General features: G+C 60.3%; 24 protein-coding genes. 14 read left to right on the forward strand and 10 right to left on the reverse strand.

Going from position 1 to position 26,618, the window contains the following annotated elements:
* Positions 1 to 78: 78 nt before the first annotated feature.
* Together DN745_RS01895 and sctQ are read left to right on the forward strand one after the other, a co-directional pair.
* Entirely contained in the window at positions 79 to 870 is a 792-nt protein-coding gene (locus DN745_RS01895; protein WP_133621695.1) for a flagellar hook-length control protein FliK, read from the forward strand.
* 50 nt (positions 871 to 920) lie between these two features.
* On the forward strand, positions 921 to 2,255 hold the full coding sequence (gene sctQ, locus DN745_RS01900) for a type III secretion system cytoplasmic ring protein SctQ (RefSeq protein WP_111331644.1): 1,335 nt from the start codon (positions 921 to 923) through the stop codon (positions 2,253 to 2,255).
* Between the two features lie 27 nt (positions 2,256 to 2,282).
* On the opposite strand, the gene DN745_RS01905 is transcribed toward sctQ, so the two are convergent.
* On the reverse strand, positions 2,283 to 3,503 hold the full coding sequence (locus tag DN745_RS01905; RefSeq protein WP_133621696.1) for a hypothetical protein: 1,221 nt from the start codon (positions 3,501 to 3,503) through the stop codon (positions 2,283 to 2,285).
* Positions 3,504 to 3,792: 289 nt separating this feature from the next.
* On the opposite strand from DN745_RS01905, the gene DN745_RS01910 reads away from it, so the two are divergent.
* The gene (locus DN745_RS01910; protein WP_111331649.1) at positions 3,793 to 4,890 is read left to right on the forward strand and encodes a hypothetical protein; all 1,098 of its coding nucleotides are present in this window, start codon (positions 3,793 to 3,795) and stop codon (positions 4,888 to 4,890) included.
* A gap of 42 nt (positions 4,891 to 4,932) precedes the next feature.
* On the opposite strand, the gene DN745_RS01915 is transcribed toward DN745_RS01910, so the two are convergent.
* Positions 4,933 to 5,232: a hypothetical protein gene (locus DN745_RS01915; RefSeq protein ID WP_111331651.1), complete on the reverse strand. Its 300-nt coding sequence runs from the start codon at positions 5,230 to 5,232 to the stop codon at positions 4,933 to 4,935.
* 500 nt (positions 5,233 to 5,732) lie between these two features.
* On the opposite strand from DN745_RS01915, the gene DN745_RS01920 reads away from it, so the two are divergent.
* Both DN745_RS01920 and DN745_RS01925 read left to right on the forward strand, forming a co-directional pair.
* Entirely contained in the window at positions 5,733 to 6,434 is a 702-nt protein-coding gene (locus DN745_RS01920; protein WP_111331653.1) for a response regulator, read from the forward strand.
* Between the two features lie 76 nt (positions 6,435 to 6,510).
* Positions 6,511 to 7,428, forward strand: coding sequence for a response regulator (locus DN745_RS01925; protein ID WP_162687394.1), 918 nt, complete (start codon positions 6,511 to 6,513; stop codon positions 7,426 to 7,428).
* A 42-nt stretch (positions 7,429 to 7,470) separates the two neighbouring features.
* Here DN745_RS01925 and DN745_RS01930 read toward each other — a convergent pair whose 3' ends face one another.
* On the reverse strand, positions 7,471 to 9,348 hold the full coding sequence (locus tag DN745_RS01930) for a RecQ family ATP-dependent DNA helicase (RefSeq protein ID WP_111331657.1): 1,878 nt from the start codon (positions 9,346 to 9,348) through the stop codon (positions 7,471 to 7,473).
* Between the two features lie 105 nt (positions 9,349 to 9,453).
* On the reverse strand, positions 9,454 to 10,233 hold the full coding sequence (locus DN745_RS01935; RefSeq protein WP_111331659.1) for a hypothetical protein: 780 nt from the start codon (positions 10,231 to 10,233) through the stop codon (positions 9,454 to 9,456).
* Between the two features lie 227 nt (positions 10,234 to 10,460).
* On the opposite strand from DN745_RS01935, the gene DN745_RS01940 reads away from it, so the two are divergent.
* The 7 genes from DN745_RS01940 (at position 10,461) to DN745_RS01970 (ending at position 15,455) form a co-directional block, all read left to right on the forward strand.
* Complete coding sequence (locus DN745_RS01940) at positions 10,461 to 11,696, forward strand: M20 metallopeptidase family protein (protein ID WP_111331661.1); 1,236 nt, start codon at positions 10,461 to 10,463, stop codon at positions 11,694 to 11,696.
* A 143-nt stretch (positions 11,697 to 11,839) separates the two neighbouring features.
* Positions 11,840 to 12,157 (forward strand): YbaB/EbfC family nucleoid-associated protein, encoded by a 318-nt coding sequence (locus tag DN745_RS01945; protein ID WP_420836581.1) that lies wholly within the window; start codon positions 11,840 to 11,842, stop codon positions 12,155 to 12,157.
* 23 nt (positions 12,158 to 12,180) lie between these two features.
* Positions 12,181 to 12,870: a recombination mediator RecR gene (locus tag DN745_RS01950; protein WP_111331665.1), complete on the forward strand. Its 690-nt coding sequence runs from the start codon at positions 12,181 to 12,183 to the stop codon at positions 12,868 to 12,870.
* A gap of 181 nt (positions 12,871 to 13,051) precedes the next feature.
* On the forward strand, positions 13,052 to 13,543 hold the full coding sequence (locus DN745_RS01955) for a roadblock/LC7 domain-containing protein (RefSeq protein WP_111331667.1): 492 nt from the start codon (positions 13,052 to 13,054) through the stop codon (positions 13,541 to 13,543).
* 191 nt (positions 13,544 to 13,734) lie between these two features.
* Positions 13,735 to 14,337, forward strand: coding sequence for a GTP-binding protein (locus tag DN745_RS01960; protein WP_111331669.1), 603 nt, complete (start codon positions 13,735 to 13,737; stop codon positions 14,335 to 14,337).
* Positions 14,338 to 14,614: 277 nt separating this feature from the next.
* Positions 14,615 to 15,073, forward strand: coding sequence for a hypothetical protein (locus DN745_RS01965; RefSeq protein WP_133621697.1), 459 nt, complete (start codon positions 14,615 to 14,617; stop codon positions 15,071 to 15,073).
* Positions 15,074 to 15,122: 49 nt separating this feature from the next.
* The gene (locus DN745_RS01970) at positions 15,123 to 15,455 is read left to right on the forward strand and encodes a hypothetical protein (RefSeq protein WP_133621698.1); all 333 of its coding nucleotides are present in this window, start codon (positions 15,123 to 15,125) and stop codon (positions 15,453 to 15,455) included.
* Positions 15,456 to 15,534: 79 nt separating this feature from the next.
* Here the strand turns inward: DN745_RS01970 and DN745_RS01975 are convergent, their stop codons facing one another.
* From DN745_RS01975 to DN745_RS02000, 6 genes are all read right to left on the reverse strand, one after another.
* Positions 15,535 to 16,836: a thymidine phosphorylase gene (locus DN745_RS01975; RefSeq protein ID WP_111331675.1), complete on the reverse strand. Its 1,302-nt coding sequence runs from the start codon at positions 16,834 to 16,836 to the stop codon at positions 15,535 to 15,537.
* A 1,252-nt stretch (positions 16,837 to 18,088) separates the two neighbouring features.
* Positions 18,089 to 20,467: a hypothetical protein gene (locus DN745_RS01980; protein ID WP_111331677.1), complete on the reverse strand. Its 2,379-nt coding sequence runs from the start codon at positions 20,465 to 20,467 to the stop codon at positions 18,089 to 18,091.
* Positions 20,468 to 20,646: 179 nt separating this feature from the next.
* On the reverse strand, positions 20,647 to 21,603 hold the full coding sequence (locus DN745_RS01985) for a hypothetical protein (protein ID WP_111331679.1): 957 nt from the start codon (positions 21,601 to 21,603) through the stop codon (positions 20,647 to 20,649).
* A gap of 68 nt (positions 21,604 to 21,671) precedes the next feature.
* Positions 21,672 to 22,001: a cupin domain-containing protein gene (locus tag DN745_RS01990; protein ID WP_111331681.1), complete on the reverse strand. Its 330-nt coding sequence runs from the start codon at positions 21,999 to 22,001 to the stop codon at positions 21,672 to 21,674.
* Between the two features lie 19 nt (positions 22,002 to 22,020).
* Positions 22,021 to 22,422: a DUF6677 family protein gene (locus tag DN745_RS01995; protein WP_111331683.1), complete on the reverse strand. Its 402-nt coding sequence runs from the start codon at positions 22,420 to 22,422 to the stop codon at positions 22,021 to 22,023.
* Between the two features lie 48 nt (positions 22,423 to 22,470).
* Positions 22,471 to 23,802, reverse strand: a complete 1,332-nt coding sequence (locus DN745_RS02000) for an aminopeptidase P N-terminal domain-containing protein (protein ID WP_111331685.1) — start codon at positions 23,800 to 23,802, stop codon at positions 22,471 to 22,473.
* A gap of 175 nt (positions 23,803 to 23,977) precedes the next feature.
* Between DN745_RS02000 and DN745_RS02005 the strand changes: the two genes are divergently transcribed.
* Both DN745_RS02005 and DN745_RS02010 read left to right on the forward strand, forming a co-directional pair.
* Entirely contained in the window at positions 23,978 to 25,372 is a 1,395-nt protein-coding gene (locus tag DN745_RS02005) for a tetratricopeptide repeat protein (protein WP_111331687.1), read from the forward strand.
* Between the two features lie 87 nt (positions 25,373 to 25,459).
* Positions 25,460 to 26,593, forward strand: a complete 1,134-nt coding sequence (locus DN745_RS02010) for a V-type proton ATPase subunit F family protein (RefSeq protein WP_111331689.1) — start codon at positions 25,460 to 25,462, stop codon at positions 26,591 to 26,593.
* Positions 26,594 to 26,618 lie beyond the last annotated feature (25 nt).

Raw genomic sequence — 26,618 nt, forward strand, 5'->3', positions numbered from 1 at the left:
GCCGCGCGAAAAAATGAAGCGGCGAAGAACCCTTCACCGTCAAAATCAAAAAAGTCCGAGTCCCTCGACTTCAAAAGCATGCTCGCCCAAAAAGCAGGCGCCTCATCGGATGGCAAAAGTCGAGGCGCGTTCGGAGAAAAGCTGCGAGACGGTCGGGTGCAGATCGGGGCGCAGGCCGAGGCGTCCGGTCGTGCGCGCACGGAGCGTCAGGTCGGGGAGGGGCACCGCGAAAAGCGGGTGGAACAGCGCCAGGTCGAGGGGCATCAGCATCGGGTTGGGCGCGAAGCCGGGGAGGGCGAGCGCGCCCAGACCGCCCGCGAGATCGGCGCGAAGCGCGACGAGCAGATTCAGCAGAAGGTGCATCATAAAATGGAGGATCGCGCCGCTGAGCAGCAGGGCGCGCGACGAAATCCCGGGGCGAATCAATCAGCCTTGGGAGCCAGAGATGCGCAAAAGAGCGACCCCGCCACGAGCCGCGCGGCGCTTGAGGAGGCTAGCGGCGCGGCAGGCGCCGAAGGCGGCGGTATTTCTCAGGCACAGCCAGGGAGTGAGCCTCGCGTCGAGACGGCCGCCACAAAGTCCTCCAATCAAGCGGAGCGGCGCGAGCAGGTCGCCAAGATCGCGCGGGCGCTGGTTGAGAAGACGCATATCGGCACCGATAGCGCAGGGCGACAGGTGATGTTGATGGAGTTGGAGGTGCCCGGGCGCGGCCAGATTCGTGTCCGCCTGCGACGCCGCGGAGAGGGCTACGAGCTTCGCATGCGGCCCGAGAACCAGGACCTGGCCCGTGACCTGCGCCAGGAGCGCGACACCTTTCGCGAGAGCGCTGCCAGGAATGGCGTGAGCTTCTCAAGCATCGAGATCGTCTAGGTCTATTTGAGCGCGATCGTTTTTTTCCTTCTTTCCGATGAATCGCAGCGATGAAAAGTCCCCAAATATCCCCGCCCCGCTCACCTTCGCGCCCGCGGCGAAAGGTCATTCATCCTCTGACGCCCGACGCATTCGAATCGCTGCGCGCCTCTCAGGTTCGCTGGGGGAATCGCCTGCTGCGGCTGCTCGGTGCGCCGGTGCCCGGAGAGCGTCTTCTGGACGCGTTGGCCGACCAACTCGCCACGGTCCTCGGTGCGCCCTACGATGTCTTTTTCCACGCGTCGCGGACCTATGCCGGGGCGAAATTCAACGCGCCGGTCGACCGGGCTTTCTCGACGAGCTTCGCCCTGGAGCCCGACCCCGATATGGGGGTGATAAGCATTGATATGAACCTCGTTCAGGGCTGTCTCGAAGGGCTTCTGGAGGACGAGCCGGCCGAGGTGCGAAGTCTTCTGCCGGTGACGCCGCGCGATTTCGGGCTGATGAATTTTGTTCTATTGGAGCTGCTCAATTGGCTCTGCGCGCGGGGTTTGCCGCCGATCAGTATTCCGGCGAGCGCTCCGGATATGGGCGTCATCGCGCGCCAATTGAGCCAGCAGGCCGAGATCGTTGAGCTTGTCTACGCGGTGAGCACGCCCAGCAGCGCGGGGCTTGTGCGCATCTACGTCCCGTCGGCGATGGTCCAGTCGATGGAGATCTTCGTGACCCGGGGCACCCACCTCAATCGGCAACGTCGCCGGCTTGTCCATTCGCGCCTGGCGCCGCTGCGAACTCGACTTCAGGTCGAGGCGGCGCGGGTTACCCTGGGGGCGCAGGACTATCGGTCCCTGGCCCCTGGCGACATTCTATTGCCCGAGCGGCACGGCTTTGAACTCGGCCAGGCAGCCGCCGAAGTCACCGGCTATCCCCCCGGCGGCCGAGACGCCTCGCCGGCAGGGAAGACCTATCTGAGCGGGCTGGCCGGGGCTCACTTTCCATGTCGGATTCGTCCCAACGCGCAGGTTCCCTGGGAGCTTGAGTTCGGCGCGAATCTGCCCGTCACGCCCGCGAAAAAATCATCCGCGATGCCGACCCAGGCCATCGATATCTCCAAAATAACCGAGGAAAAAATGATGCCCTCCGAAGAGATTCAAAAACAGCGCGAAGACGCCGCTCAGATGGCTCCGATTCTCGAGCAAACCGAGGTCGATATTCTGATCGCGGTTGGCCAGGTGACGCTGTCGATGTCCGAGTTGGCCCAGCTTCAGTCGGGCTATGTGCTCGAGCTCGAGCGGCGTATTCAGGACGGCGTCGATCTGGTCGTCGATGGGGTTCGGGTGGGGGTTGGGGAGTTGGTGCTCGTGGAGCAGCGCCTTGGGGTGCGCGTGCTGTCGATCGACGCATAGGCCGGTCGGCAGCACGCGCTGCATCTTCTACGCAGCCAGGCCCTCGCCGGTGCGGAGTTGTTTGGACGCCACGTGTAGCGCGTCGATGAGACGGTCGATGCGGCGCGGGTCGAGGTCGTGCCAGCGCCAGTCTGCGTCGAGGTGAACCGCGAGGGCTGCGCCATTTCGCAGCGGCTTGAGGCGCAGGCTGCGCAAAAAATCGATGTCGAGGTCGCTCAACTCCTCGGCGCGGGCGCGCCAGCATCGGAGCTGCGGCACTGCCCGCAGCGGTCGGCCCGCCGCGTCTTTGGTATGCGTGGTGCGCGCCAAGGATTGCTGGACCGCGCTCCACTGCTTGTGTGCCCGCGCTGAGTCGAAGAGGGTCGCGACCCAGGACTCGCCGGCTTCTTCAAGGCATAAGACCTGGCCATCGCCCACCGCGAAGGGAAACGGGAAGGCGACGCCCGGGCGGCTCGCGGCCGAGACCTCGAGGACCGAGAAGGCCTGGGCGAGGCGTCGCCAACAATCGCTGGGTAGGTCAGACTCCGACGGGGAGACGAGCGCGTCGACCTTTCGAGAGGGTGCCGGCTCTCGGGTTTCGCAATGGCGATGCCTCATCGAGCGAATGCAATGGTTTATCAACAGAAGCTCGCCGCGCTCGCGCATATAGTCCCTTCGGGCCTGCGGCTGGTTCCCCCACCCGGATGCTTCAAGGGAGAGTTGACTGAGAATCGTGGCGACCGAGTCCTTTGGCAGCTGGAGCGCGCGGGGCGCGGCGAGGAACCCGCCGGCATCGAAGACACGCCAGGCGGCGATTTCGCCGATCTGCGGGCTTGAGTCTGATTCCAGCGCGGTGACCTCGACGAAGGCCTCGTCACAAAGTCGGCGCAACTCAACCCGATGGGGCGCCCCGGGGGATGGGAGCCCCACGACTTCGTAGAGTTCCCAGGCGGAGGCTGCGAGCGCCGGCAAATATGCCTGAACCTCGCCGGGGAGGGCGTCGGATTGCAGCAGGGCACAGTCCATCAGGCTATGTCCGCGGGAATTGGCCACCGCGAAAGCCGCAAACTCGTGCACCGACGTTTGCAGGCGGAGCAACCCCGCCTCGCCGCTGCCTCGGGGGACCGGGCCTCTTTGAATCTCGCGAATCGTCGCCGTCGGCATGCGCGCCAATGATGGGCAGGGATTGCGCTTCAGCGCGCGCGCGCCGAGGCGTCGGAATTGCTCCATTAATTCGGCGAAATTCAGGTGCCAATAAACGTCTGGCATGTTAGCGATGGGAAGCTGTAATGCTTCGAATTTCGAAGCATTTGTCGTCTCGAAGTCGCGCATCTTTATATCTCCATATTCTTGGTTCATATTCGAGTTTTCGGGCGCGCCACGTCGCAAGCCCGTTATTATTGTTTTCGGCAATTTCTCGAAATTGTTTCTAAATTAGTGGAGAATCGGCCATTGAGGCCTGCGCAGGTGGGGTCGGCCTATTTGGGCCGCCGGGACATTTGAGACGCACCGCACCATCGGTGCGAGTCTTTTTTTCGGCCAAATTTGTGGAAAAAACGTGAAAGATCAGAAGATAAATCAGAACGACGAGCCCGCTGAAAACACTGCCATCCGCCTTGAACCGGAGCATATCGACCAGATCTTGGCCTCCCCGGCGCTCGAGGCCGCGCATATCTCGGCGTTGCTCGGCAACGGCGCGCCGAATATCGATCTCCTGCTATATATCGCGGAACACCCCATGCTGGTGCGCTTAGAGCGCGATAATCGACTCCCCGAGGCGTTGGAGACGACGCTGGTGGAGGCGTTCTTTAGCGCGATGCCCCAGCTTGGGCTTCGCGCCTACGGACCGCTGGCGAGCCTTAAGGCCCGCACGCGAGCGCGCCTCGACGCCGAGCGGCGTAAATACGAATTGACCGCAAAATATGTGGCGAAATGCGTCGAGAAAGAGGACGCGGCGCTGCAATTATTAAGGAATTATCTGGAGACCGACCCGGCGCCGATCTTCGTGAGCGCGATGCGCACGCAATGGTCCGACTGGGTGGCGCGGGCAGAAGATGCGCGCGATCGCGGCGAGGGGTTGGAGATTTTGCAGGAGTCGCCGGCGTTGATCGCGGCGCTGCAAGCGCCGGGGGATGCTTCGGCGGCGATGGTCGCTGAGGAGTTGGCCAAACTCACGGCGAAGCTGAGCGAAGCGGTGGCCGGGACAGGCGCGTCCGACCTGATCTTGCGTCGGGCGCTGCGGGTCGGAGAGCCGCAGGCGAAGTTGGTCGCTGCGGCGATGGCGACCTTCGGTGGACGGGTCGATCTGGTGCGAGAAATCCTGGGCGTGTTCCTGTCGGGAGCATCCCATGCCCCGCACTATGCCGTGATGGCCGCGCGCCTCGCCCCGTTGACCACGCGCAATACCTTCGCCCAATATCTGGTCGATATCGCGTCCCAAAACCCTGAAGAACCCGAGGCTAAGATCACGGCTGAGCGCACCCATACAATCCTGAGCGCCCGGAGCGTGCTGCCGCTCATTGGCAGCCCCCTGCCCGCGGTCGATGTGGCTCAATTCCCCGACACCGACGAATATGCGCTGCTCCGAAGCATCCCGCCCACCGTGGAGGCGATGTGGAAGATGTGGGATGAGATTACACCCGTCGGCAACTCGTGATGCTGACCGACGAAGCCGCCTCAGTGTCGGCCCCCGGGGAGCTTAGACGCTGGGGAGGTCGCCCAGGTTATCGGCGCATAAGCGCTCCTCATCCAGGCGAAGGTAGATTTCGCCGCTGATACCGATAAGCTCGATCATCTCCCCGATATTCTCGGCTTCGTAATCCCACACGAAGATGAGCTTGTCGTCTTTTAATAGCTCGATGATCTCGGCGCGTTCGACCAGCTTTCGGTCTTCGAATTCCCCGGACGCGTCGCGCACGAGCAGCCGAAGTTGTGCCACGCGGCCGGTGTCGGGATCTTCGCGGTAGTGGGTCGCGATATAGGTATTGGTGTCTTCCATCGGGTCGCTCCTGGGGGAGAAGAATTGGATGCGTCGTGATTTTGGCGAATCGTGTTACCGATCGCGCTCGGCAGGCGCGTGGCTAAAACGCCAGCGGCCAAATTGCAACATTATAACGCGCGCCAACGCTTTAGGCCGCCTTTTTACAGTATTTTAACGTGCAGAATTCACATTGTTCGCTACTCTAATAGGCACCTGTATAGCGTCCACGGCGGTTTAAGGTGAGGGAACTCATCCATATATACGCCGCCAAGGAGAGTTTTTCGTGATTGTTGAGCACGAATGACGCGATAACAATGCTACGCACTCGGTGGCCCCTGGTCACTTTATTTCAGAATGATGTGGCCGCTCGGCTCAATAGCTGCTATATTTATCAGTACAAGCAATAACTCAACCACGATGTGGGATTAAATTCGAGATCTTAGATCTCGAATGGCGTCATTTTGGAAGCGCAAAATTAGTTGGATGTTATTTATTACCGTCGTTAACCCCCGATACTTATGTCTGCAAAGAACCCATTGATCCTCTTGATCGAAGATGACCCGAATATGCGCGAGATATTACGCTCGCTGCTGAAGGCCGGCGGCTATCGTGTCTTGGAGGCCGAGGCCGGGGAAGAGGGGATTCGTCAGGCAGCGGAGCAAACCCCGGACCTAATATTATTGGACATGTGTTTGCCCGATATCCTCGGGTTGGAGGTTTTGAGCCGGCTGCGCACCTGGACGGACACCCCGGTTGTGATCGTGACCGGGGAGGATTCTCAAGACCTTAAAGTGAGGCTGCTCGACGCGGGAGCCGATGATTATTTGACCAAACCCTTTGGCGCCGCGGAGCTATTGGCTCGGGTGCGCGTGGGCCTGCGTCACGGCGCGCGGATTCAACCCGACGATGCGGACGCGGTGTTCGTCAACGGCGAGTTGCGCGTGGACCGTGCATCGCGCCAGATATTTATGGGGGACGAAGAGATCAAGTTGACGCCCACGGAGTACCGACTCTTGCAGATCTTTATCAAACATCTCAACCAGAGCCTGACGCACCGGGAGATTCTCGAAGAGGTTTGGGGCAAAGACTGCGTGGGTCGCGATCATTATGTACGCGTGTATATGGCTCATCTGCGGCGTAAAATTGAGCAAAATGCGGCTGAACCGGGGTTGCTAGTGACCGTCCCAGGCGTCGGCTACCGCATGCGCAGTGTGTCCTAAATGGTGGGTTGCTGGGGGGAAGTGGTCGACGTCTTCTCGGATTCTATTAACCTGATGACTCGTGGAGTAAATGGAGATGCTTATTTCCAATAAATTACAAAGCGAAAAAGAAGAATCGGTCGAGCAGTCAGCGATTCGTGTGTTGGTCGTTGACGCGAACTCACGTCAGGCCGCCGCGACACGGCGCGCGCTCAAGGAGCCGCCCGCAGACTTTGTGGTCTCACCTGCGCGCCAGATATGGTCGGCCGTTCAAATCCTGTCGGGCGTGCCGATCGATGTTGTTTTATTGAGCCTTGATTTGGCGCGCGGCGAAGGTAGCAGTGCCAAGGGCGATCAACCCGCCGATTTTGCGGGGCTCAAGAGTTTGCAGCGCGTCTCCGATGAGATGCCGATTCTGGTGATGGGGAGCGACCTTGAGCAGGGCGAGAGCGCGCTGGGGGCCGGGGCGGCCGACTTTCTGAACACCTCGACCCATTTCGGCACGGACGTCTTGCGCCAACGAATTCTCGAGGCCTTCGAGCGCCGCGCCGCGGCCATCGCGGCGGTTTCCCAGGGAGCACAGACCGCGACCCCGATGCGGATTCTCCTGGTGGACGAGGACTCGCTTGTGCTCCGATTATTGCGGCGCAATCTGGAGCATCGAGGGCATCTGGTCACCCCGCTACAATCTCCGCATGAGGCCATCGAATTCGTCAAAGGAGCGAGCTTTGGCTTTGATTTGCTTGTGTGTGACGAGCGCCTTGGGGGCATGGAAGGCGAGCGGCTGAGGCAACTTTTGCGACGCTACGCGCCGGCGCTGCGCAGCCTGTTTTTCTGTAGTCAGGTGGGCTCATTCGGCGTCGAAAACTCGTCGCCGATGAGCAGTGAATTTTATCTGCGAAAGCCCTATGACCTGGAGGAGTTTGGCGAAGTGCTTGATGTGATCGAGGCTGGCTATCCGTGGGTAGATGGCCGGGCGAGCGGGGCTGGTTCCGATTCCGTATTCCGCCCCTAAGCTTCGCGCAGGTGCAGCCAATCCATCGCTCTGGTCGATGAGTTAGGCGGGCTCTAGCATGCGCAGAAGGGCCGACGGTGCACGACGTTTGGCAAGCATTACCTCGACGCCGACCTCGCTCAACTCGACGCGCGCGGCGCCACTTGGCTCAATCAACTGCGCCTCCGCGCAAGCCGAAATAAGATCGAAGAGATCCTGCTGGTTCAAATAGTCCAGAATCCCAAACGTCGAGACTTTATCCAACCCAAGGCGCTGCAGCTGCTGAGAGGGTGACCCGCGTAGCATCGCGGCGACGCGAACCGGCGTGGCGTGCTCTCGGGCGCGCGCCACGCCGCTTAAGACCTTTCGCACGACCGTCTCGGCCGTATCATCGGATGCGGAGCGCGCGCCGCGTCCCTGGCGCCCCACCTTGAGGTGTCCGCAGCAGCGGTCGCAATGCCCGCAGCCACCCTTATAGCTGGGCTTACTATTAAAATAGCGCAGCAGGCTGGTCTGGCGACAGCCGCGATCCAGGGCATAATTTCGCATGTCGGCGGACTGGCGTTTGGCCAGCTTTCGCTGGCGCGCGAGTCGTTCCCAATCCACCCGCAGATCGCGCAGCCGCGCGCGGTCCAGGACTTCCACCCAGGCCTCGCCTGCGTGTGGTCCGTCGGACGAGAACCCCGTCCGGATATGGCCGGCCTCTTCGAGCAATTGCAGCGCCGTTGCGACCCCCCAAGAATGCACGCGGCCCGATTTGCCCGAACGATTCAAATGGTCGCAGATCTGATCGGCGCTCAGCGCGTGTGTGTCCAGGCCGCGCTTAAATAGGAGCAGCCAAACGCGCTCCACAAGCTCCTGTTCCGGGAATGAGTTATCCGTGAAAAAGTCATGGATGCGCCCGTCACGCCGACTATAGAGCAGCACGCACTCGGCGGGTTCTCCGTCACGCCCGGCGCGGCCTGCTTCCTGATAATAGGCCTCAAGACTCCCAGGGATATTATAGTGAAAGATCGTACGCACATCCGACTTATCCACGCCCATGCCGAAGGCGTTGGTGGCCACCAAGATCGGCAAATCGCCGGCCATAAAGCCGTCCTGAACCTGGGCGCGCGCCACATCGTTGAGCCCCGCGTGGTAGCTCGAGGCCAGCCAGCCGTGGCTCTTGAGGCTCTCGGTGACCTCGGTCACCTGGCGGCGCGTGGCGCAATAGACAATCACCGACTCGCCGCGTCGCTGGTGCAGCAGGCGCTCGACTTGCGAGACCTTTTCCTCGTGGCTGGCCGCCTCGATGACATCATAAAAGAGATTCGGCCGCTCGAACCCCGAGACGACGCGCCGCGCGTCGCTGATCGCCAATTGCTCCAGGATATCTTCCTGAACCTGGCTGGTCGCGGTCGCGGTCAGCGCGATGGTCGGCGGGCAACCCAATTGCTCGCGCACCGCGTCGAGGTTCAGGTAATCCGGGCGGAAGTCGTGCCCCCATTGGCTGATACAATGCGCCTCATCGATGGCCAGAAGGCTGATCGATATCTGGTCGATCGCCCGGCGAAATTCGGCGTTTCGAAACCGCTCCGGGGCGACATAAACGATGTCGTAGTCGCCCGCGACCATGCGCTCAAGTCGCCGGATTTGCTCGGGATAATCGACCGATGAGTTGATCTGCGTGGCGGAAACGCCCGCTTGCTCCATCGCGTCGACCTGGTCTTTCATCAGCGCGATGAGCGGCGATATGACCAGCGCGGTCCCCTCGAGCATGCAGGCCGGCAATTGGAAGCACAGGCTTTTGCCCGAGCCGGTCGGCATCACGGCGAGGACATCCTCGCCGGCCAGCAGCGCCTCGACGACCTCGAGCTGGCCACCGCGGAAATTATCGTATCCAAAACGCGCTTTGAGCGCGGCCTGGGGGGTCTGTTTTTGAACGGCCGTCGCAGCATCCATGCGCGTGGGGCTCCATATCTCAGGGGTAGGTGGCCGGTGAAGGCCGAGTCTCACGCGACGAAATTGCGCGCAAAATTGGCGTGTGCCAATCTTGGTGACCGACGTTTAAAATTCAACACTAATTCCGGCCACCGGCGCGACAGTGAACCCGCTTAAGTTGCGCTTTCGATCGAGAATCAACGGGTTGAATAGGGTGTACATCACGGTCGCTTCCAGGTGCAGCCAGATCCATTTATACCCGATCATCGTGCCAATGGTCCCGCCGAGATACAGGATATTCTCGTCTCTAAAATACTGGTCAGGGCGATATTTCTGGTACTCCTCCGGAATTCGCTCCAAGAGTTCGGGGCTGAGCACCGGGTCAACCGTCAGCCAGGTGTGAATCAGGCGGGGGCCGGCGTAGACGCGGAAGAAGTCCGCCTCCTCGTAGCCGTACATGATCGATAACTCGGCGTCCAAGCGACTAAACTCTTGCCAGGTAATATATTTCAGGTTCGACGGGCCCAGGCTGCCGCCTTGGCCGATGCCGGCGGTCACCGAGACCACCGAACTTTCGTCTGGCGACTGCCAGACCCGAACCTTCGCGTCGCCCTTCAGGATGCTCGCGTTATAGCGGATGCCGACGTCTGCACCCTCAAAAACACCCACGCGCATCGCCACCTCGCCGGCGACGCTGGGCCGAAATAGCGCGTAGGCCACCACGGCGTCGAGCAATTCACGATACTCCTCTTCGGTGAGATCATCGGAGTCGGTGGCGTAATAACCCGCGATCTTCAGGGTGTCGATCCCCTTGTCGACCACCGTGGTGTTCAGGGAGAACTGTCCGGCGATCCCGCCCGAGACCTCGCCGGGCTCAAGCGTCTGGGGCGATGTGCTATAGCTCATTGAGGTCGCGCAGCCAGCGCAGGTTAAGAGGGCAAACATACTTAATGCGGCCACGCGGCAGGTCAGGTGGGCGCTTTTTCGGGGGGCAAATTTCATACATATTCCAACAGTCTGGATGGTAAAGTTGGCTTCGATTGTATCTTCGAAAAGCCCGGCGTATCGTCGCGCATTCATTTGCGTGTTATTTATACGACGCGTATCCACGAAATATTTAAGAGTTTTTCGCCATGAGCGAGCTACATTCTATCATGTCTGAGTCTGATATTTCAGTCGACAGTGGGCTGAGTCAAGTTGCCGAAGAGCGATTGGTGGCCTGGCGGCGCCATCTGCACGCGCACCCGGAGCTCTCGAACCAAGAGGAGCAGACGGCGCGCTATATCGAAGCGCAACTCGAGGCGATGGGCGTCGCGGATATCCAGCGGGTCGCCGGCACCGGTGTGGTCGCGCTTATTGAAGGCGCACATCCCGGGGCAACGCTGGGGTGGCGCGCCGATATCGACGCGCTGCCGATCCTGGAGAGCAACGAGGTTGCCTATCGCAGCACCAATCCCGGGGTGATGCACGCCTGCGGGCATGACGTGCACACGAGCGTCGGGCTGGGGCTGGCGGCGCAGTTGCAGGCGCGGCGAGGGGAGCTGCACGGGCGGGTGAAGTTCATCTTTCAGCCGGCCGAGGAGGCCAGCCCCGAAGATGAGCCGATCGGCGCCGAGAAAATGGTGCTCGCCGGTGTGCTCGAGGCCCCCAGGGTCGACGCCATCTTTGCGCTCCACTGTATGCCGACGCTCGACGTGGGAAAGATCGGCTATACCAGCGGCGGCGTGTGGGCGGGCTCGGACCTGGTCGAGATCACGGTGCACGGCCAGAAGGCTCACGGCGCGTACCCGCACGAGGGGGTCGACGCGGTGCTGGTGTCGGCGCATCTGGTCTGCGCGCTGCAGTCGATCGTGAGCCGGGGCGTCGACGCGCGCCGCGCCTGTGTGGTGACGATTGGTCAGGTTCGCGCGGGCAATTCCTATAATATTCTGGCCGACCGCGCTGAGCTCACCGGCATTGTGCGGGCCTTCGCCGAGGAAGACTCGAACCTCGCGATCGCCCAGGTTCGCCGAATCGCGCATAATATTTGCGAGGGTTTTGGCGCCTCTTGTGAGGTTAAGATCACCCAGGGGGCGCGTCCGGTCATCAACGACCCGGTGCTTCAAAAGCAGACGGTCGACGCGTTAGTCAAGCGTTTTGGCGCCGAAGAGATCGTCTCCCATGAGGCGCAATTGGGGGCCGAAGACTTCGCCGCGTTCTCGCGTGAGGTGCCCGGCTGCTATTTGTTTCTGGGGATTCGTGACGCCTCGCGCGGCATCGTAAACGCCCTGCATACCCCGAACTTTAATGTCGATGAGCGCTGCCTGGCGTTTGGCGTCGCACGATTTGCGCCCATATTATTGGAGCTTGGGCGCAGCTGGAAAGCGTAGGGCGTCGAAAAGAGGGCGGGCGCGGCGCGCTGGCGGCGCGGTCAATTCTGCCTATCCTCTGTTTACGCCACGCCCGAGCTATTCTATAAGCGCCGGGAGAGTTTTTATTACCCGAACTAGAATTTCAAAACTCAAAGGAAAATATCATGAAAGGTGGCTTCAATAATATTGTTCGTCAGGCCCAGCAAATGCAGTCCAAGATCGGCAAGGTCCAAGAGGAGATGGCCGACAAAAAGATCGAAGCGTCCACCGGCGGTGGCGTGGTGACGGCTGTGGTGACCGGCGACCAGAAGCTCGTCGAGATCAAGATCAGCCCGGACGTCGTTGACCCCAATGACGTCGAAGTCCTCGAGGAGATGATCCTCGGCGCGGTCAACCAGGCCATGAAACTCGCCGGCGACATGATGAACGAAGAAGTTGAGAAGATCACCGGTGGCATGAGCATCCCCGGCTTGTTCTAAGTCGCATCTACCCAAAAGGTTGCATGAAACCCACCGACCCCATCACTCGCCTGGTCAACGCGTTCGCCCGGCTTCCCGGCGTGGGCGAGCGCACGGCGAGTCGCCTGGCGTTCTTTATTCTAAGCCAGCCCGCCGAGATCGCCGGCGAGCTGGCCGAGGCGTTGGTCGAGATCAAGCAGAAGGTCGGGATGTGTCAGCGCTGCTGCAATCTCACCGATGCGACCTTTTGCTCGATCTGCACCTCGCCGCGGCGGCGCCGCGACATCATCTGTGTGGTTGAGAATACCCCGGACCTGCGCGCCATCGAGAATACCGGCGAGTTTCGCGGCACCTACCATGTCCTCCACGGGCTCATCAGTCCGCTGGAGGGGGTCGGTCCCGATGATGTGCATATTATGGAGTTGCTCCAGCGTTTGGAGCCCGGGCAAAACGCGCGATGTGTTTTGCCCGGTGATGCCGACCCATCGGCGGACGCTCAGTCCGCGGGGTATGATGGCGCCGACGCAGACCAAGAAGACCGGGTCACCGAGATTATCATTGCCACGAGTCCGTCGATCGACGGGGAGGCAACTTCGCTCTATCTATCCCGGCTGATTCGCCCCCTGGGCGTTCGCCTTACGAGGATCGCGTCGGGGGTTCCGATCGGCAGCGAATTGGAATATACCGACAAGTCGACCCTGTCGCGCGCGCTGAGTGAGCGCCGCCTTTTGTGAGGACTGAATTGCGCAGACTTTGGTTTGTGTGCTAGGGTCCGAGATAAGTTGATTCTCGCGTAATCGGTCGCAGTGCTGATGCGTCGAAAGGCATAGAAAGCGGGCCGGTCAAGGTAGGGTTTTATGCGCGGTATTCAGAACTATTCGCTCCCGATAAATGAGGGAACTCAGGAGTTCCTATATGGTTAGTGGTCAGAGGGTTATTTACGAGGAAGAAGCCCACCAGCTTCAAGCGATTATTGAGCGACTGGTGCGCGATGCCCTTGCCAAAGCCATTTTCATTGTCGATCCGGACGGGCAACTCGTTGCCTCCACCGGAGAGATGGGCGAAATTGACACCACCGGACTCGCGTCCCTGGTCGCAGGTGCGACCGCGGCGACCGGCGGATTGGCAAATATGATCGGTGAGGAAGAGTTCCCCGTGCATTTTCATGAGGGGCGCGACATTCACCTGCATGTGTCGTTAATCCGTAGCCAACTTATTTTAGTTGTCATTTTCGACGAACGCTCCAATCAGGGTCTAGTGCGCTTGCGTGTTAAGCGAACCTATCCCAAGATTGAGGAAGTTCTCGACTCGCTCCAGCGTCGCCAAGAGTCTGGGCAAGAGAATGATGATATCTTCGGTGGCATCAGCGACGATGACATCGACAGCCTATTTAATGATACATTTTAAAGCTTTAGAAGCGTAAAGTACGGGCGTCACCAAGAAAGGAATATGACAGGTTTGTTGGACGTGGTATAAACATCGCGTTCAATAGCTTTGGCAACGCTGGGATTTCGCCCCCCGCGCCGAACCGCTAAAATTCCTGAGGAATCCGACGAGCCGCTTTTCACAAGCGTTGCTCAGCCACGAGAAAGGTTCTTATGTCGTTCATCAATTGGGCTCAGCGTGAGATCATCCTCAAGATCGTGTATTACGGTCCCGGTCTCTGCGGTAAGACGACGAATATCAAATTCATCTTTTCGGGTACCAATCCGGACGCGCGCGGTAAACTGATCAACCTGGAGACCAAGCAAGAGCGCACGCTCTTCTTTGACTTCCTGCCGTTGAGTTTGCCCGCCATCCGCGGTTTTAAGACCCGTTTGCACCTTTATTCGGTTCCCGGCCAGCTCTTTTATAGCGCCAGCCGGAAGCTGATTATGAAGGGCTCCGATGGGGTTGTATTCGTCGCCGATAGCCAGCGCGCTCGTAAAGAAGCAAATATTATCTCCTTGGAAGATCTTAAAGAGAATTTGCACGAATACGGCTACGATATCGACAAGATTCCGTTGGTCATCCAGTACAATAAGCGCGATTTGCCCACGGCGATGCCGCTGGAGGAGTTGCGCGCGGACCTTAACCCGGACGGGAAATACCCGGACTTCGAGGCCTGCGCGGTCGCCCCGGATGGCCCCGGCGTCTTCGAGACCCTGAAGGCTGTGGTTAAGCTCATTCTTATGGAATTGAGGAAGTCCAAAAAGACCTGATGGGTCGCTGATAAGAAGCGTTTTTAAGAGCCGTCCTTCCGACATCGGGAGGGCGGCTTTTTTGGTTCGCATGAGACAAAATTGGTGGGCGACTCGGTCGGCTTGACGGTGGACGCGTTGGTGCCAAGCTTTATGAGGGCTCAAACGCGCGCGACCCGGGGCACGGGTGCGGGCCGCGATGGAATATCTATGAGCGATACCGCGTTATCTCTGCATCACACTCAACACCGGCCTACGGCGTCCTGCACGCGTGGTGCTATGAAGAAGGAGACGTTTCATGAGTTACTCAATGCAGCTCACGTTGCAGCACGCGAAGATAGATGCCCATATCTCGGTGATGCGTGAGCCCCTGCACTGCAAATCCGAATCGCTGCTCAATGACGCTGAGAGACTTCTCGAGCTCAAAAACTATAGCCGCCGCATTGGCCAGATGCTGGACGAATACGTTCACGAGCAGCAATGTTCGTTGCTCCTGAAGGCCACCCGTATTCTGGGGGACTCACTCGAAGAGGTCTGCGCGATTCATGAGCAGAACGCGAAGCTGATCGCTCAGCATCGCCACTTTGACGCGCTATTGAACGACGCGAACTTGACCCTGGATAGGCAATGGCTGGCTGAAGTACGGGCCCAGTTTGACCGCCTATGCGCGTGTTTCGAGCGCCAGAGCGCGGCGGAACGTGAGTTCTACGCGCAATATTCCACGATCATCTTCCCCGCCGGTGCCGCGACTGACTGAGCGGGGGAGGGCCGCCCCGCGAAGTCTTTTTCTGCGCAACGATTCAGATGTGTCTAAATTGCCAATAGACGAGTGTAAATCGACGTGGAAGCGCGCGTTGGCGTGTCCAATAAGCCGGGGGGACGGCGTGGTAGAAGGCAGCGGTGACAAGGGGATTCAATTCCCATTTATCAGCGAAGCGGCCGACGAGGCGCTCGAGATCATCTTCGAGCACGCCGACGGGATCGCTTCCGAGCACCTCGCGCGCGCCCTTGGGTTCAAGGACTGCGATTTTCTTATCGAGGAGTTGGACCTGGCCGGGATTCATATTCGCCGCCAGACCCGACGAGATACTCTCTATTATCTGGCGCCGCTTCGCTTTCCTGCGCAAGGCGATAACTAGCATCGAAAAGCCCGCGTGGCCTGCCGAAACGGCAGGCCACGCGGGCTCCTTTATACTCTGCTGCGCGCCGACGCGGTGATTAGCTCAGGCGCTCATAGATAAGCGGCTTGTCTTGTGCGGGACCTTCGCCAATCTGGAAGGCCGCGTGGAGACGCTCGATGCATTTCTCCAGGCCCGTTCCGTTGTGATAAATCTCCAAGATCGGCTCGCCTTTTTCCACACGTGCGCCCCGTTTTTTCTTCAGGATTAACCCGACCGCGTGGTCAACATCATCTTCCTTGGTGCGTCGCCCGGCGCCCAATTCCAGCGCAGCAAGCCCCACCTGTTCGGCGTTGATATGCTCGATGATGCCGCCCTGAGGTGCGTCAAACGTGATCTTGGTGTCGGCCGCCTTCATCACCGAGGGGTCGTCGCAGACGCTGCCGTCGCCGCCCTGGGCGATGATGATCTCGCGGAAGACTTCGAGCGCGGAGCCGTCTTTCAGCAATGCGTAGAGCATCTTTTTGGCGTGCGCGCGGTCATCGACCTTGCCCGCGGCGTCGAGCATGTCGACGACCAGCTCAACCGTGAGCTCGGTGAGGTCCTCAGGGCCTTCGCCGCGCAGCGTCTCAATGCTCTCAATCACCTCCAGCGTGTTGCCGATGGCCAGCCCGAGGGGTTGGTCCATATCGCTGATGAGCGCGCGCACCGGCGTGCCCATTGCCTTGCCGATCGAGATCATTGTCTCGGCAAGCTCGCGCGCCTGGTCGACCTCTTTCATGAACGCGCCGCTGCCGACCTTCACGTCGAGCACGAGCGCGTCGATGCCTTCGGCCAGCTTCTTGCTCATGATGGAGCTCGCGATGAGCGGAATACACTCGACGGTCGCTGTCACATCGCGCAGCGCATAAATGCGCTTGTCGGCCGGGGCAATCTCGCCGGTCTGGCCAATCAGGCCCAGGCCAATCTCGTCGACATGCTTTCGGAAGGTCTCGACGGTCTGGTTGACGTTGAATCCCGGGATGCTCTCAAGCTTATCGAGCGTTCCGCCGGTATGCCCAAGGCCGCGCCCCGAGATCATCGGAACCTTCAGGCCTGCAGCGGCGGCGAGCGGAGCGAGGATGAGCGAAACCTTGTCGCCCACGCCACCGGTCGAGTGTTTGTCGACCTTCGCACCCTTGATCGCAGACAGGTCCAGAACCTCGCCCGAGTGCAGCATCGCCTCGGTCCAGGTGCCCAGCTCTTCCGGATCCATTGATTGAAAAAAGACCGCCATCAGAAACGCCGACATTTGATAGTCGGGGATTTTGTCCGCGGTATAGCCGTCAATGAGAGCACGAAGCTGCTCAGCGGTAAGTTTGTGACCGTCGCGCTTTAATCGAATCAATTCAGGAATATGCATGATGCCTCATCCGAAAAAATTAAAATGATTGGAAACAACGTCGACAATGTAGCTGTAGGGACGCGGCGGGTGCAAGGCGCACTTATCACTTCGAGGGGTTCTCGTTTTTGCGATATGAATTGAGTTCTAATTCGGCTGGGACCCGGGCCGCGATTTGACGCCGGCAAGATCAGATATTGGGCCTTGTTTTTAAATGTGGATCTTCGTCAACCTGCCGAAATATAAGGGCTATTCATGAATCTTGCGCAGCCGCATCGGTTTGGGGCGCAACAAATCAACGCAAATTGTCGATAACTCTATACAGAGGGTGCAAACTCGTGCGCACGAATCATCCTTTCGAGAAAATCCGAAGCCCTGAGAGTTCGTCGGATACGATCAGGGTTTATTGAGTTAAGGTTTTGGGCGATTGGGCTTGTCGATGGTTTTGAGGGGAGCAACTCCTCGGGCCCAATCCCAAAACACTGAGCGAAGTGAGCGCAACGAGGTGCTCAATCGCAATCTCTTATGGGCTTCGGGCAGACTCAAAAAGGGTGGGTGGTTCTAGAATTTCGATGGTTATAATCACCCCCTGGTGGCCGAGCCGATTGTGGGCACAGGCCGCGGCGGAACCGGTTTTCCCGGTCCGAAAATAAAGGCCTTCCCGGCTTTGAAGACATCTCGCGCGATCTCGATTTTCGCGTTCCGAAGTCTAGGAGAGGGAGGGGGCCGTCTGCGGGGTTGTTGGCTATACCGTGGGCGGAGGAAGCCCGGTGTGGGTTTGTAGGAGCGCCAAGGGTGTAGACAGTCCTGGAGGTCTTGGCGGTAGGTGGACCCATACCAATGGGAGTCGCCGCGGCGGCAGTCGGTGTTTCGGAGTGGCTGCTGAGCGAGGTTGGCTTCAAAACCGGGACGGCGTCGCCCGCCCGATATGTACCGGTGTGTTGTCGGTTGATCTGGCTAGTTTAGCGGACGAGCGGCTGTGCGCCGGAGGTGTACGGGTGGTGTGTTCGGATGTCGTGATTGTCTCATCGGTCGGACCCCGGGTGCTGCGCAGTTTGGTGCGCGCCCGGGGCGGCAGGTGAGGAGTGATTGCTACAGATTGGGGAGGGGGTACGGCCGGTCGAGTTGTGTTGTATCGAGAAGTACCGGGTGGCTCCAAAAGTACAGCGCTGGCGCGATACCGGTGAGGACGGATTGTGAGGCTGACCCGGCCCTGGGTGTGCCTCGTAGGCAGCGGTGCGTCCAGGGCCAGGACTTAATCCAATGGGTGAGATCAGCCGTCCATCGGCAGGCATTCGCCGGTTGAGGCGCAGAATTCGCCCGGATCGCAATCCCGGTTTTCCGTGCATGCGCACGAAATCGCGTTGGAGATCTCGTTATTATCCTCGTGGCATTCGTTATGCTGGGCGTTCCCAAGTTCGTCGCTGTCGGCCACCGCTCGAATCGAGATCTCTTGGCCGGAGGGGCTTGGCGCGTCCGGCCAGTCGTACTCGATGGTCTCGCGTCCACCCGGGGGCAGATCCTGGGTGGTAGTGAGCGTGGTCAGGTATTGCTCGACGCCATCGATCGTGATCCAGACGGCGACGTTGACCCCGGCGAGAACGCCGCGGGTACCGCGGTTGGCGATGGTGAGGCGAAGGCGAAGTCCCTGGCCGTCGCAATCGGTCTTCGCGTTGCTGATCTCGAGGTCAGGCGCGTTGAATAGTCCTTCGCCTTGCACGTTCTGGCGGAAGTTATTCATATAGCTCATTTCCCAGTTGTTCTTCTGGCCGATCGGGATGGCGCCGGGTTTGTTGATGCGGCCGGGGCAAAGGCTGTCGTCGACGCCGTCGCAGACGTTGGTGACGTGATAGGCATGTTGGTTCCAGACCTGTCGGGTTGAAACCCAGCGATTCTGCGCGTCCTTGGCGACAAAGACGCCATGCTCGATACCGTTTTCGGCGTCGAACTCCTCCCAGCGCGCGCTGCAGCCGGCGCCGACGCCTGAGTAGTCGTTGGAGATATAGACGATGTCTGCGTGATAATCGCCGTCGACGTCGACAATCACCGGCAATTCTCGGGTGGTTCCGGAGGTGTGCGAGCGCTTATAGAGGATTTCGGTTGTGCCGTCGTCGTTTCCTGCGCCGTCATAGACCCTCAAGAAGCACTCGTCGGCGTAGACGACTTCGGCCTTTCCATCGCCCTGGAAGTCGAAGACGCTGGAGCCGGTGACGCGGCTGGAGAAGTCCTGAGATGAGTGTTTCCATCGCATGGAGCCGTCGGTCTCGTAGACGACATAGAAGCACGCGCCGGCCGCGCCGATCTCGGGGGCGCCGTCGCCGTCAAAGTCGGCGACGGTGGGCGGGCCAATGCCGTTGGTGGTGCATTGGGCGGGGGTATAATATTTGTGTCCATCGGAGGGCAAAGTTGCGGTCCAGATATTCTCGCCGGTTTGACCATTGCTCAGGTGAATGCTGGAGCCGCTGGTGGTGACGACCTCGGGGATTCCGTCGAGTTGGCCGAAGACCGGGGTGTCGCCGGTGAAGGTTCCGAAGTCGCCCACGGCTGGATAGCCGCCGCCGCCGCCGGAGTATTGCCAGTAGACGGGGCAGTCATAGCCGCCGGAGCCGTCCGGGATGAATTGGAAGGCGCCATTGTCCGCGATGACTTCCTGGTTGCCGTCGCCGTTGAGGTCGACCGCGGTGGAGTCAACGGCGGTGGTGGCCAGGCCGGAGGCGATGCATTTGAGTGCGCCGGTGGCGGCATCGTAGACGCGGTTGGCCGCGATGACTTCGACCGAGCCGTCCCCGTCGAGGTCGACGAGTGCTGGGCCGGCCCAGTGCATGCCGAAGGCGTCGGTTTCCCACTTCACGGCCCACCCGGTCGTGTGATCGTCGATGGCGATGAGGCCGCGTGAGGAGCTTGGCAGGACCGCGACGATCTCATTGCGCCCGTCGCCGTCGATATCGCCCAGCGCGATGGAGGCGGCGCCGCTGACGCGCTTGGCGACGTCGACCAGGTCAAAGATGGGCTCAAAGGTGCGCCCATCGATCCCGCGCAGGATGCTCTCCGCGGTATAGGCGCCCCCTCTAAAGGTTGAGAAGACGATATCGGGGACGCCGTCCTCGTTCATATCGAGGACCGCCGGCGTCATCATGACCTGGTGGTAGTCGGGCTCCGGGGTCGTCTCGTCCTCGACCCAGGCGGTGGCGACTTCAGGTTCAAAGACGTGCGTGGGAGGGCGGAACTCGCAGACAACGCCGGAGTCCGGCAGGCATTTGCCGAAAGTCGGCTCACAGACCTCTCCGGATGGGCACTCCAGGTTATGCGCGCAGTCGGCGCCCGGGCTGACGCAGGCCTCATTGAGGCACAATTGGGCGCTGGTGCAACATTCTTCGCCGCATTGATTCGCCGGGTCGCAGACTTCGGTCGTCGTGTCAGGCGAGGTGTCTGCGTCGGGCTGTTGGGCGTCGGGTTGCGCGGCGTCGGTGGCGTCAAGGCCGGTGTCCGAAACTCCGCTGTCTAAGCACTCGGCGTCGTTGCAAAGCGGTGAGTCCGTCCCATCGCCCTGAGTCGCGGTTCCTGCGCAGTCCCCGCAGCCAATGCTAAAGGCCGCCAGCGCAAAAAAGAGAAGGATTTTTGTGCTGGCATGGCAGCGCAATAAATAAGTCATGAGGATACCAGGGAGGCGTGGTTATTGAGGGAGCAATACGACGAAGTTTCGTTCGTGGCGTAAGTATTGCGTCAATTAACGTCGCAGTTCAAGCCATGGGCCCCAGAATCAGTGATTTTTTGCGCGTGAAGGAGACGTCGAGGCCGATGTTCTACTCTCGGCATCATGTTATCGTGGGTCTAGCCGTGAGGGGTTAGCTCGTCGACGATCTGGGCTGCCGCGCTCTCGATAAATCCGTCGGCGCGTGGCGGCGACAGGCCCGCGACCATGCGGATGCAGTCGTAGCGGTGTGAGCCGCGCACGTACCATCCTGGCAGGTATGCGACCGGTCGGAATCCCAAATCGACCAGGTCCACGAAGGCCTGCACGTGGTTGACCGGCAGGGTGAGGCGGATGTCTGAGACGCCCTTTTTCTGCACCTTCGCCGTGAATTCTCGCAGGATTTCGATGGGGTATCGACCCGCGGAGTTCTCGATGGTGATATAATTGCCCTTGGAATAATAATTCGGCCAAATATGCCCCGAGATGACCGGGGTGCCGCTGCCGCGGGGCTCTCCGACCGGGTAGGTCTTGGGGTAGCTCATATTATGGTCCCCCTCGGGGAGCTTATTGAGGAGGCGGCGCGCGAAGGGCATTTGGGTGATCAGGTTGGGCGGCGGGGCGACCCGGGGCATCGAGGGCTCGTGGTTGACGAAGCCGGCGATCAGCTGGGCGTCCTGGAGGTTTCGGGAGCCCGGCTTTGGGCGAAACCCCCAGATCGTCGCGCCGATGCGATTGGCGCGTTTCACCGTCGCCTGCGTGCTCGCCAGGACATAGACCAGCCCGTAGCGCTTGAGGGCGTGAAGACGCAAACTTTCAAAGAGTGCCTTGCCGATTTTTCCGCGCTCGGGGACGTTGTCGACCGTGAGGCTGCCAATCTCAAAGGAGTGATTCCACAGCCGTGGATACCCAATGCCGCAGCCGGTGATGCGCCGATTGGAGGAGGCGATGGCGACGGCGAGTTCTTCGTCGCGCAGCATGCGCTCGACGGTCGGCCCCGAGAGGAGTTCCTGGTGGGCGAATTTGGGGCCGTGAGTTGCCTGGTAAAAGTCGGCGATATACTCGGCGTGCTCGGGGCTGGCGATGATAATATTCATGGTCGAAACGTCTCCTTCATACGGGGATGCGGTGGGCGGACACCCGTGTAAAGGCTGGGGATAGGGGGTTATTCGGTGCGGCCGTGGACGGCGAGCCAGAGACACGGTGGGTCGTTGCTGGTTTGCGCAACCCGGTGGCGCTGGTGGGCAGGGATCATCAAGGATTCACCTGCTTTAAGTCGGGTTTTTTGGCCATCAGCCCATTCGAGCGTCGCCTCTCCCTGCAGCAGGATCACCCACTCATCGTTGGGCTGATCATACCATTGGCCCGCCGGGGTTTGGTGCCCGTGCGAGATGATGCGCTCCACTCGAAAACCCTCGCTCTCGGCGAGGGTTTCGATGAACTCATCGGGCCCCGGAAGGCCCGATGGTAACTCAAAAAAATGAGGTTTATTCATGGGTTAGGCGGGCGCTAGATTAGAACGCGTCGTTGAGGTCGGGGAAGAATTCCCAATCATCTACTGGACGTTTTTTGCGGGCTTTGGCCAGGCAAAAGGTGTCCAGGAGGGACGCGAATCCGAGAAGTCCTCCCAGGTAGCAAGTCATGATGGAGACCACCAAGATGACGATGCCCTTGGTTTTCTGGCCGAGCATAATCTGACCAACGCCCGGAAAGAACCAGGACAGCGCCAACGCGATAAAGTCATTGTTATCCAGCGACGCGTTCGACCCTGGTTGGTGGACCGGCGGCTGATTGGGCGGCTGGTTCTGGAATTGATTCTGCTGGGGTTCGCCCCAGGCCGAATCCACGGGTTGCTGCGGCTGCTGGTGCGGTTGATTCGGGTCGGATGGGCCCTGCTGCCAGTCGTTGTTGCTCATGTTTTAGACTCCCTGTGTTTTGGACATCGGTGGAAAGAAGAATATGGATTATGACTGCGCATTTTGACCGACCAGCGCCTCGATATCTTCGACGCTTTTGGGGCAACTCTTGGTCATATTCTCATAGCCGTCTTCGGTAATTAAAATATCATCTTCGATTCGTACGCCAACGCCGCGCAGGGCCTCGGGGGCGTCCTCTTCGTCGGGGAGCACGTAGAGGCCGGGTTCGATGGTGAGCACCATGCCGGGCTCAAGTTTGCGTGAATCGCCGTTGGGCTCATAATAGGAGCCAACGTCGTGGACGTCGAGGCCCAACCAGTGGCCAATCCCGTGAGGGTAGTACTTTTTGAAGCTTTCTTCTTCCATCAATTGGTCGACCGTGCCCGAGAGCAGGTTCAGGTCGAGCATCGCCTGGCAGAGGCCGCGGTTGGAGTGCTCGCGGATCGCGTCATAGGGCAGGCCGGGGCGCAAGATCTCGATGGTGCTCATCTCGACCTCGAGCACGGCCTGGTAGAGGTCGCGCTGGGCAGGGGTGAATTTACCCGAGGCGGGGAAGCTGCGGGTGATATCGCCGGCATAAAAGCCCAACTCGCAGCCCGCGTCGATCAGCACGATGTCGCCGTCTTCGATGCGGTCTCGGTTCTCGTTATAATGCAGGCAGGTGGCGTTGGCGCCCGTGCCGACGATGCTCGTATAGGCCGGGAAGTCTGCGCCATTGCGGGTAAAGTGGTATTCGATGAGCGCCTGCAATTCGTATTCGTAAATGCCGGGATGGCAGTGCTGCATCGCCAGGATATGCGCCTCGGCGGAGACCTTGGCGGCCTCGCGCATTTGCGCGATCTCGGCGTCATCTTTTCGCACGCGCATCTCGTGGATGATATCGCGCACGTCCAAGATTGCCTTGGGGGCCCCGGAGGGTTTGAAGCGGCGGTGGCGAAGCGAGTGGACCCAGCGGATCACGCGCTCGTCGAACTTCGGCTGCTGGCCAAGGGTATAGTGGAGCTGCTCGCGGTCGGCGAGGTAGCCGGGGAGCTTCTCATCGATCTGGTCGACGGTGTACGCGACGTCGGCGCCGTATTGCGCCACGGCGCCTTCGGTTCCAGCGCGGCGCCCCTCCCATTGCTCGCGCAGCGGGTCGCGGTCCTGCACAAACATCACTACTTCGCCGTCCGGGTGGCCCGGGGCGATGACGAGCACCGTCTTCGGCTCGCTAAAACCCGTGAGATAGAGGATATCGCTTGACGCGCGGTAGGGGTATCCGCTGTCATTATTTCGAGTGGACTCCGGGCTTGCGACCAGAATGGCAACCCCCTCGGGGCCGATACGCTTGATATATTCGCGCCGGCGCATCGCGTAGGTTTCGGCTGATACGGTGTTCATGGACGTTCCAATCAAAGAGTGACAAAAGATAGATTGAGACAGTATTCACCCGCGATATACGCGGCGTGGAGATGATGTTAACGCGTGTGTCGCGCATCCTCCATCGAGACTGCGCGTTATTCATAATAGAGTCCACCGCCCAAGTGCAACCTGACCTGAGTTTTCCTGGAATAATATGCTCGACTTAGAGAAAAATTTGATCGCTTATCCGGCCCTGTGGCGTTTGCGTGCCCTGATGCCCCGCGGCCTCAATTCGGTGCGCCCCGGCGTGCTGCGTTCCTTGGACGACGAAGACTATTCGATGGCCCTGAAGCTGGCCAACGAGAGCTACGCGCGCCGGCGCGAGCAGGACTACGATGCGGCCCTTACCTATGCTTGTTTGTTGGTGGGGCGCGAGTTGGTCGTGGAAGCCCGCGGCATTTTGATGCGCGCGCTCGAGACCTATCCGCTGGACCCAGCCCTTTCGGCCCTGCTTGCCGACGCGATGGTCATCGAGGGCAATATCGACGGTGCGCGCGAGATCTTGGCCGGAATTTCGGGAAAAGGCGCCGAGATTAAACGGTTCTCGCGGCCCAATATTATGAGCTTTGTCGCCGATATCTTTCTTGACCTCGGTGATGATGAACTCGGAGACGTCGACAGCGCGGTTGAGCTGTATCAATGCGCGCTCGACGCCGATGTCGACGACCCGGAACCCGCGATTCGACTCGGTCAACTCTACGAGGGGCGCGGTGAACTCGACAAGGCCGCGGCTGCGCTTGAATACGCGGCGAAGTTGAGCCGCACGCGCGTGGGATTGTGGCAGATGACCGCGGAGATGTGGTTCGAGGTCGGAGATGAATTGCGCGGCCTAAACGCCAAGCAGCGCCTGCTCGAATTGGGCGAGGCTGGGGCAGAGGAGTGGCTGGAATTGGGTTTTGAATTTGCCCAATTCGGCCGCTACGAGCGCGCGCTCGATGCCCTCGATAAGGTCGGAACTATCCTGCATCATTCGATCCGCTCCCCGGAGGTCGACGCGATCTATCGCGACTCGCTGCTGGTGCGCGGCGGGGTCCTGCTCGAGCTGGGGCGGGCCGAAGTTGCGCTCGCCGTTTTCCGTGACCTCGAAGAGCGCGTCGGCGAGCACCCGGGCGCTCAGCGCGGCATGGCCGAGGCGGCCTTGCAGATCGGTGATATTATGCTCGCCGAGACCCACGCCACCCGCGCCCTTGAGCTTTCGCCGGAGGACACCGAGGTGCTCGCGGTTTATGGCCAGATGAAGCAGCAATATGGCCGCCACGCTGACGCGATTGACGCGCTCGGCAAGGCGCTCGTAGAGCACCCGGACCAGGCCGGTTGGCGCAGCGCCCTGGCGCTGTCATTGGTCAAGCAATCCGAGGTCGACCAGGCGCGCGAAGCCCTCCAGCAGGCCGTCGAGTCGGCCAAGACCTACCCGGAACTTCTGCCGGTCGCGGTGGATATTCAGGGGTGGTCGCGCCTTATCGCGCAGCTTCGCGCCGCCTCGAAAGAAGAGCTTGCGTCCTGGATTGAGACGCAGATAAATTTTTTGTCGGCGCCGGCGTCTGAATAACCGACTTTTCTTTGAGTCGTTCAGGCGCTCTGGCGCATTTCTTCAGCCGCTTAGTGGGAACATATGAGATATCGAATTCTTCATCGAATGCCGAAGCTTGTAGGGGCGCTGGGCATCGCCTTAGCGCTCGGCGCGTGCACCGAAGAGAACCGATATTATCAGCCCGAGCCGCTGCTCTCAGATGAGTGCCGGCGCGGCGAGGAGGTCACCGAGACCTTCGATGATTTCGAGTCTCCCGACGCGCTCGATATTCTGGTCGTGGTTGATAATACGGCCGATATGGAGCGCGCCCAGGAGGCCTTCGCCGACGCGGTGCCCGACTTCTTGGAAGGCATCGCGGAGCGCGGCATTTCGCTTCGCCTGGGCGTCATCACCACCGACGCGAACCTCCCCGCAGGCCTCGCAAACCCCGGCACCCAGCGCGCCGGGTGTGCGCAGAACACCGGCGCCTTCGCCGACTCCGAGAGCCCGGGCGATTGGACCCGCGTCGCCGCCTGCAATAGCGTTCGCACCGACGCCGGCACGCCGCGTCAACAGGCTCTGAGCGCGATCAAAAGAAACCTCGTCGACCAACCCGACGCGCTCTCCGAGTTTTTAAGACCCCGCGCCCGACTCTTATTGCTCGTGCTGTCGAATGAGGATGATTGCTCTTCCGACGCCCCCTATCGCCCGAGCGGTCAGTCGGCGCGTGATCAATGCGCGAAAAAGGCCGATGAGTTGGATGATATCGCCGAGTGGGTGACCTCGGTGCGTGCCCAGAGCATCACCGAAGAGGGCGTCGCATTGGCGGTGCTGAGCGGCCCTCCAAGCGACCAATATGACGGCGCAAACGGGACGCTTCGCCCGGTGTGTCAGGGGACCTTTGGCCCGGCATATCCGGCCAATCGCCTCTGGCAGGCGGCGGGTTTGATGGGCCCCTTTGGCCTGTTTCAGAGCCTCTGTACCGACACAATCGCGTATAATTTGAGCACCATCGCCGACGCGCTGGTCGCCCCGGCGCCGCTGACGCTGTGCCCGTCCGAGAGGTTGGTTCATGAGCCCCTCGATGTCTCGCTGATGGGCGCCGACGCGTCGGTGAGGAGCATCCCGCTCGGCGAGAGTGGGTTTTTGTACTCGGGGGCAAGCGGGGCGTGCACAAATGGCGCGGTGCGTATTTCTCCGAGCGTGTTGACGGGCGTTGAGGCTGTTGAGATGCGCTATTGCGTCGATAAGGGCGACTAAGTGGTGACGGTCGCGTGGTCGCGCG

The sequence above is a fragment of the Bradymonas sediminis genome (assembly GCF_003258315.1).
In the GTDB taxonomy this organism is placed as follows: Bacteria; Myxococcota_A; Bradymonadia; order Bradymonadales; family Bradymonadaceae; genus Bradymonas; species Bradymonas sediminis.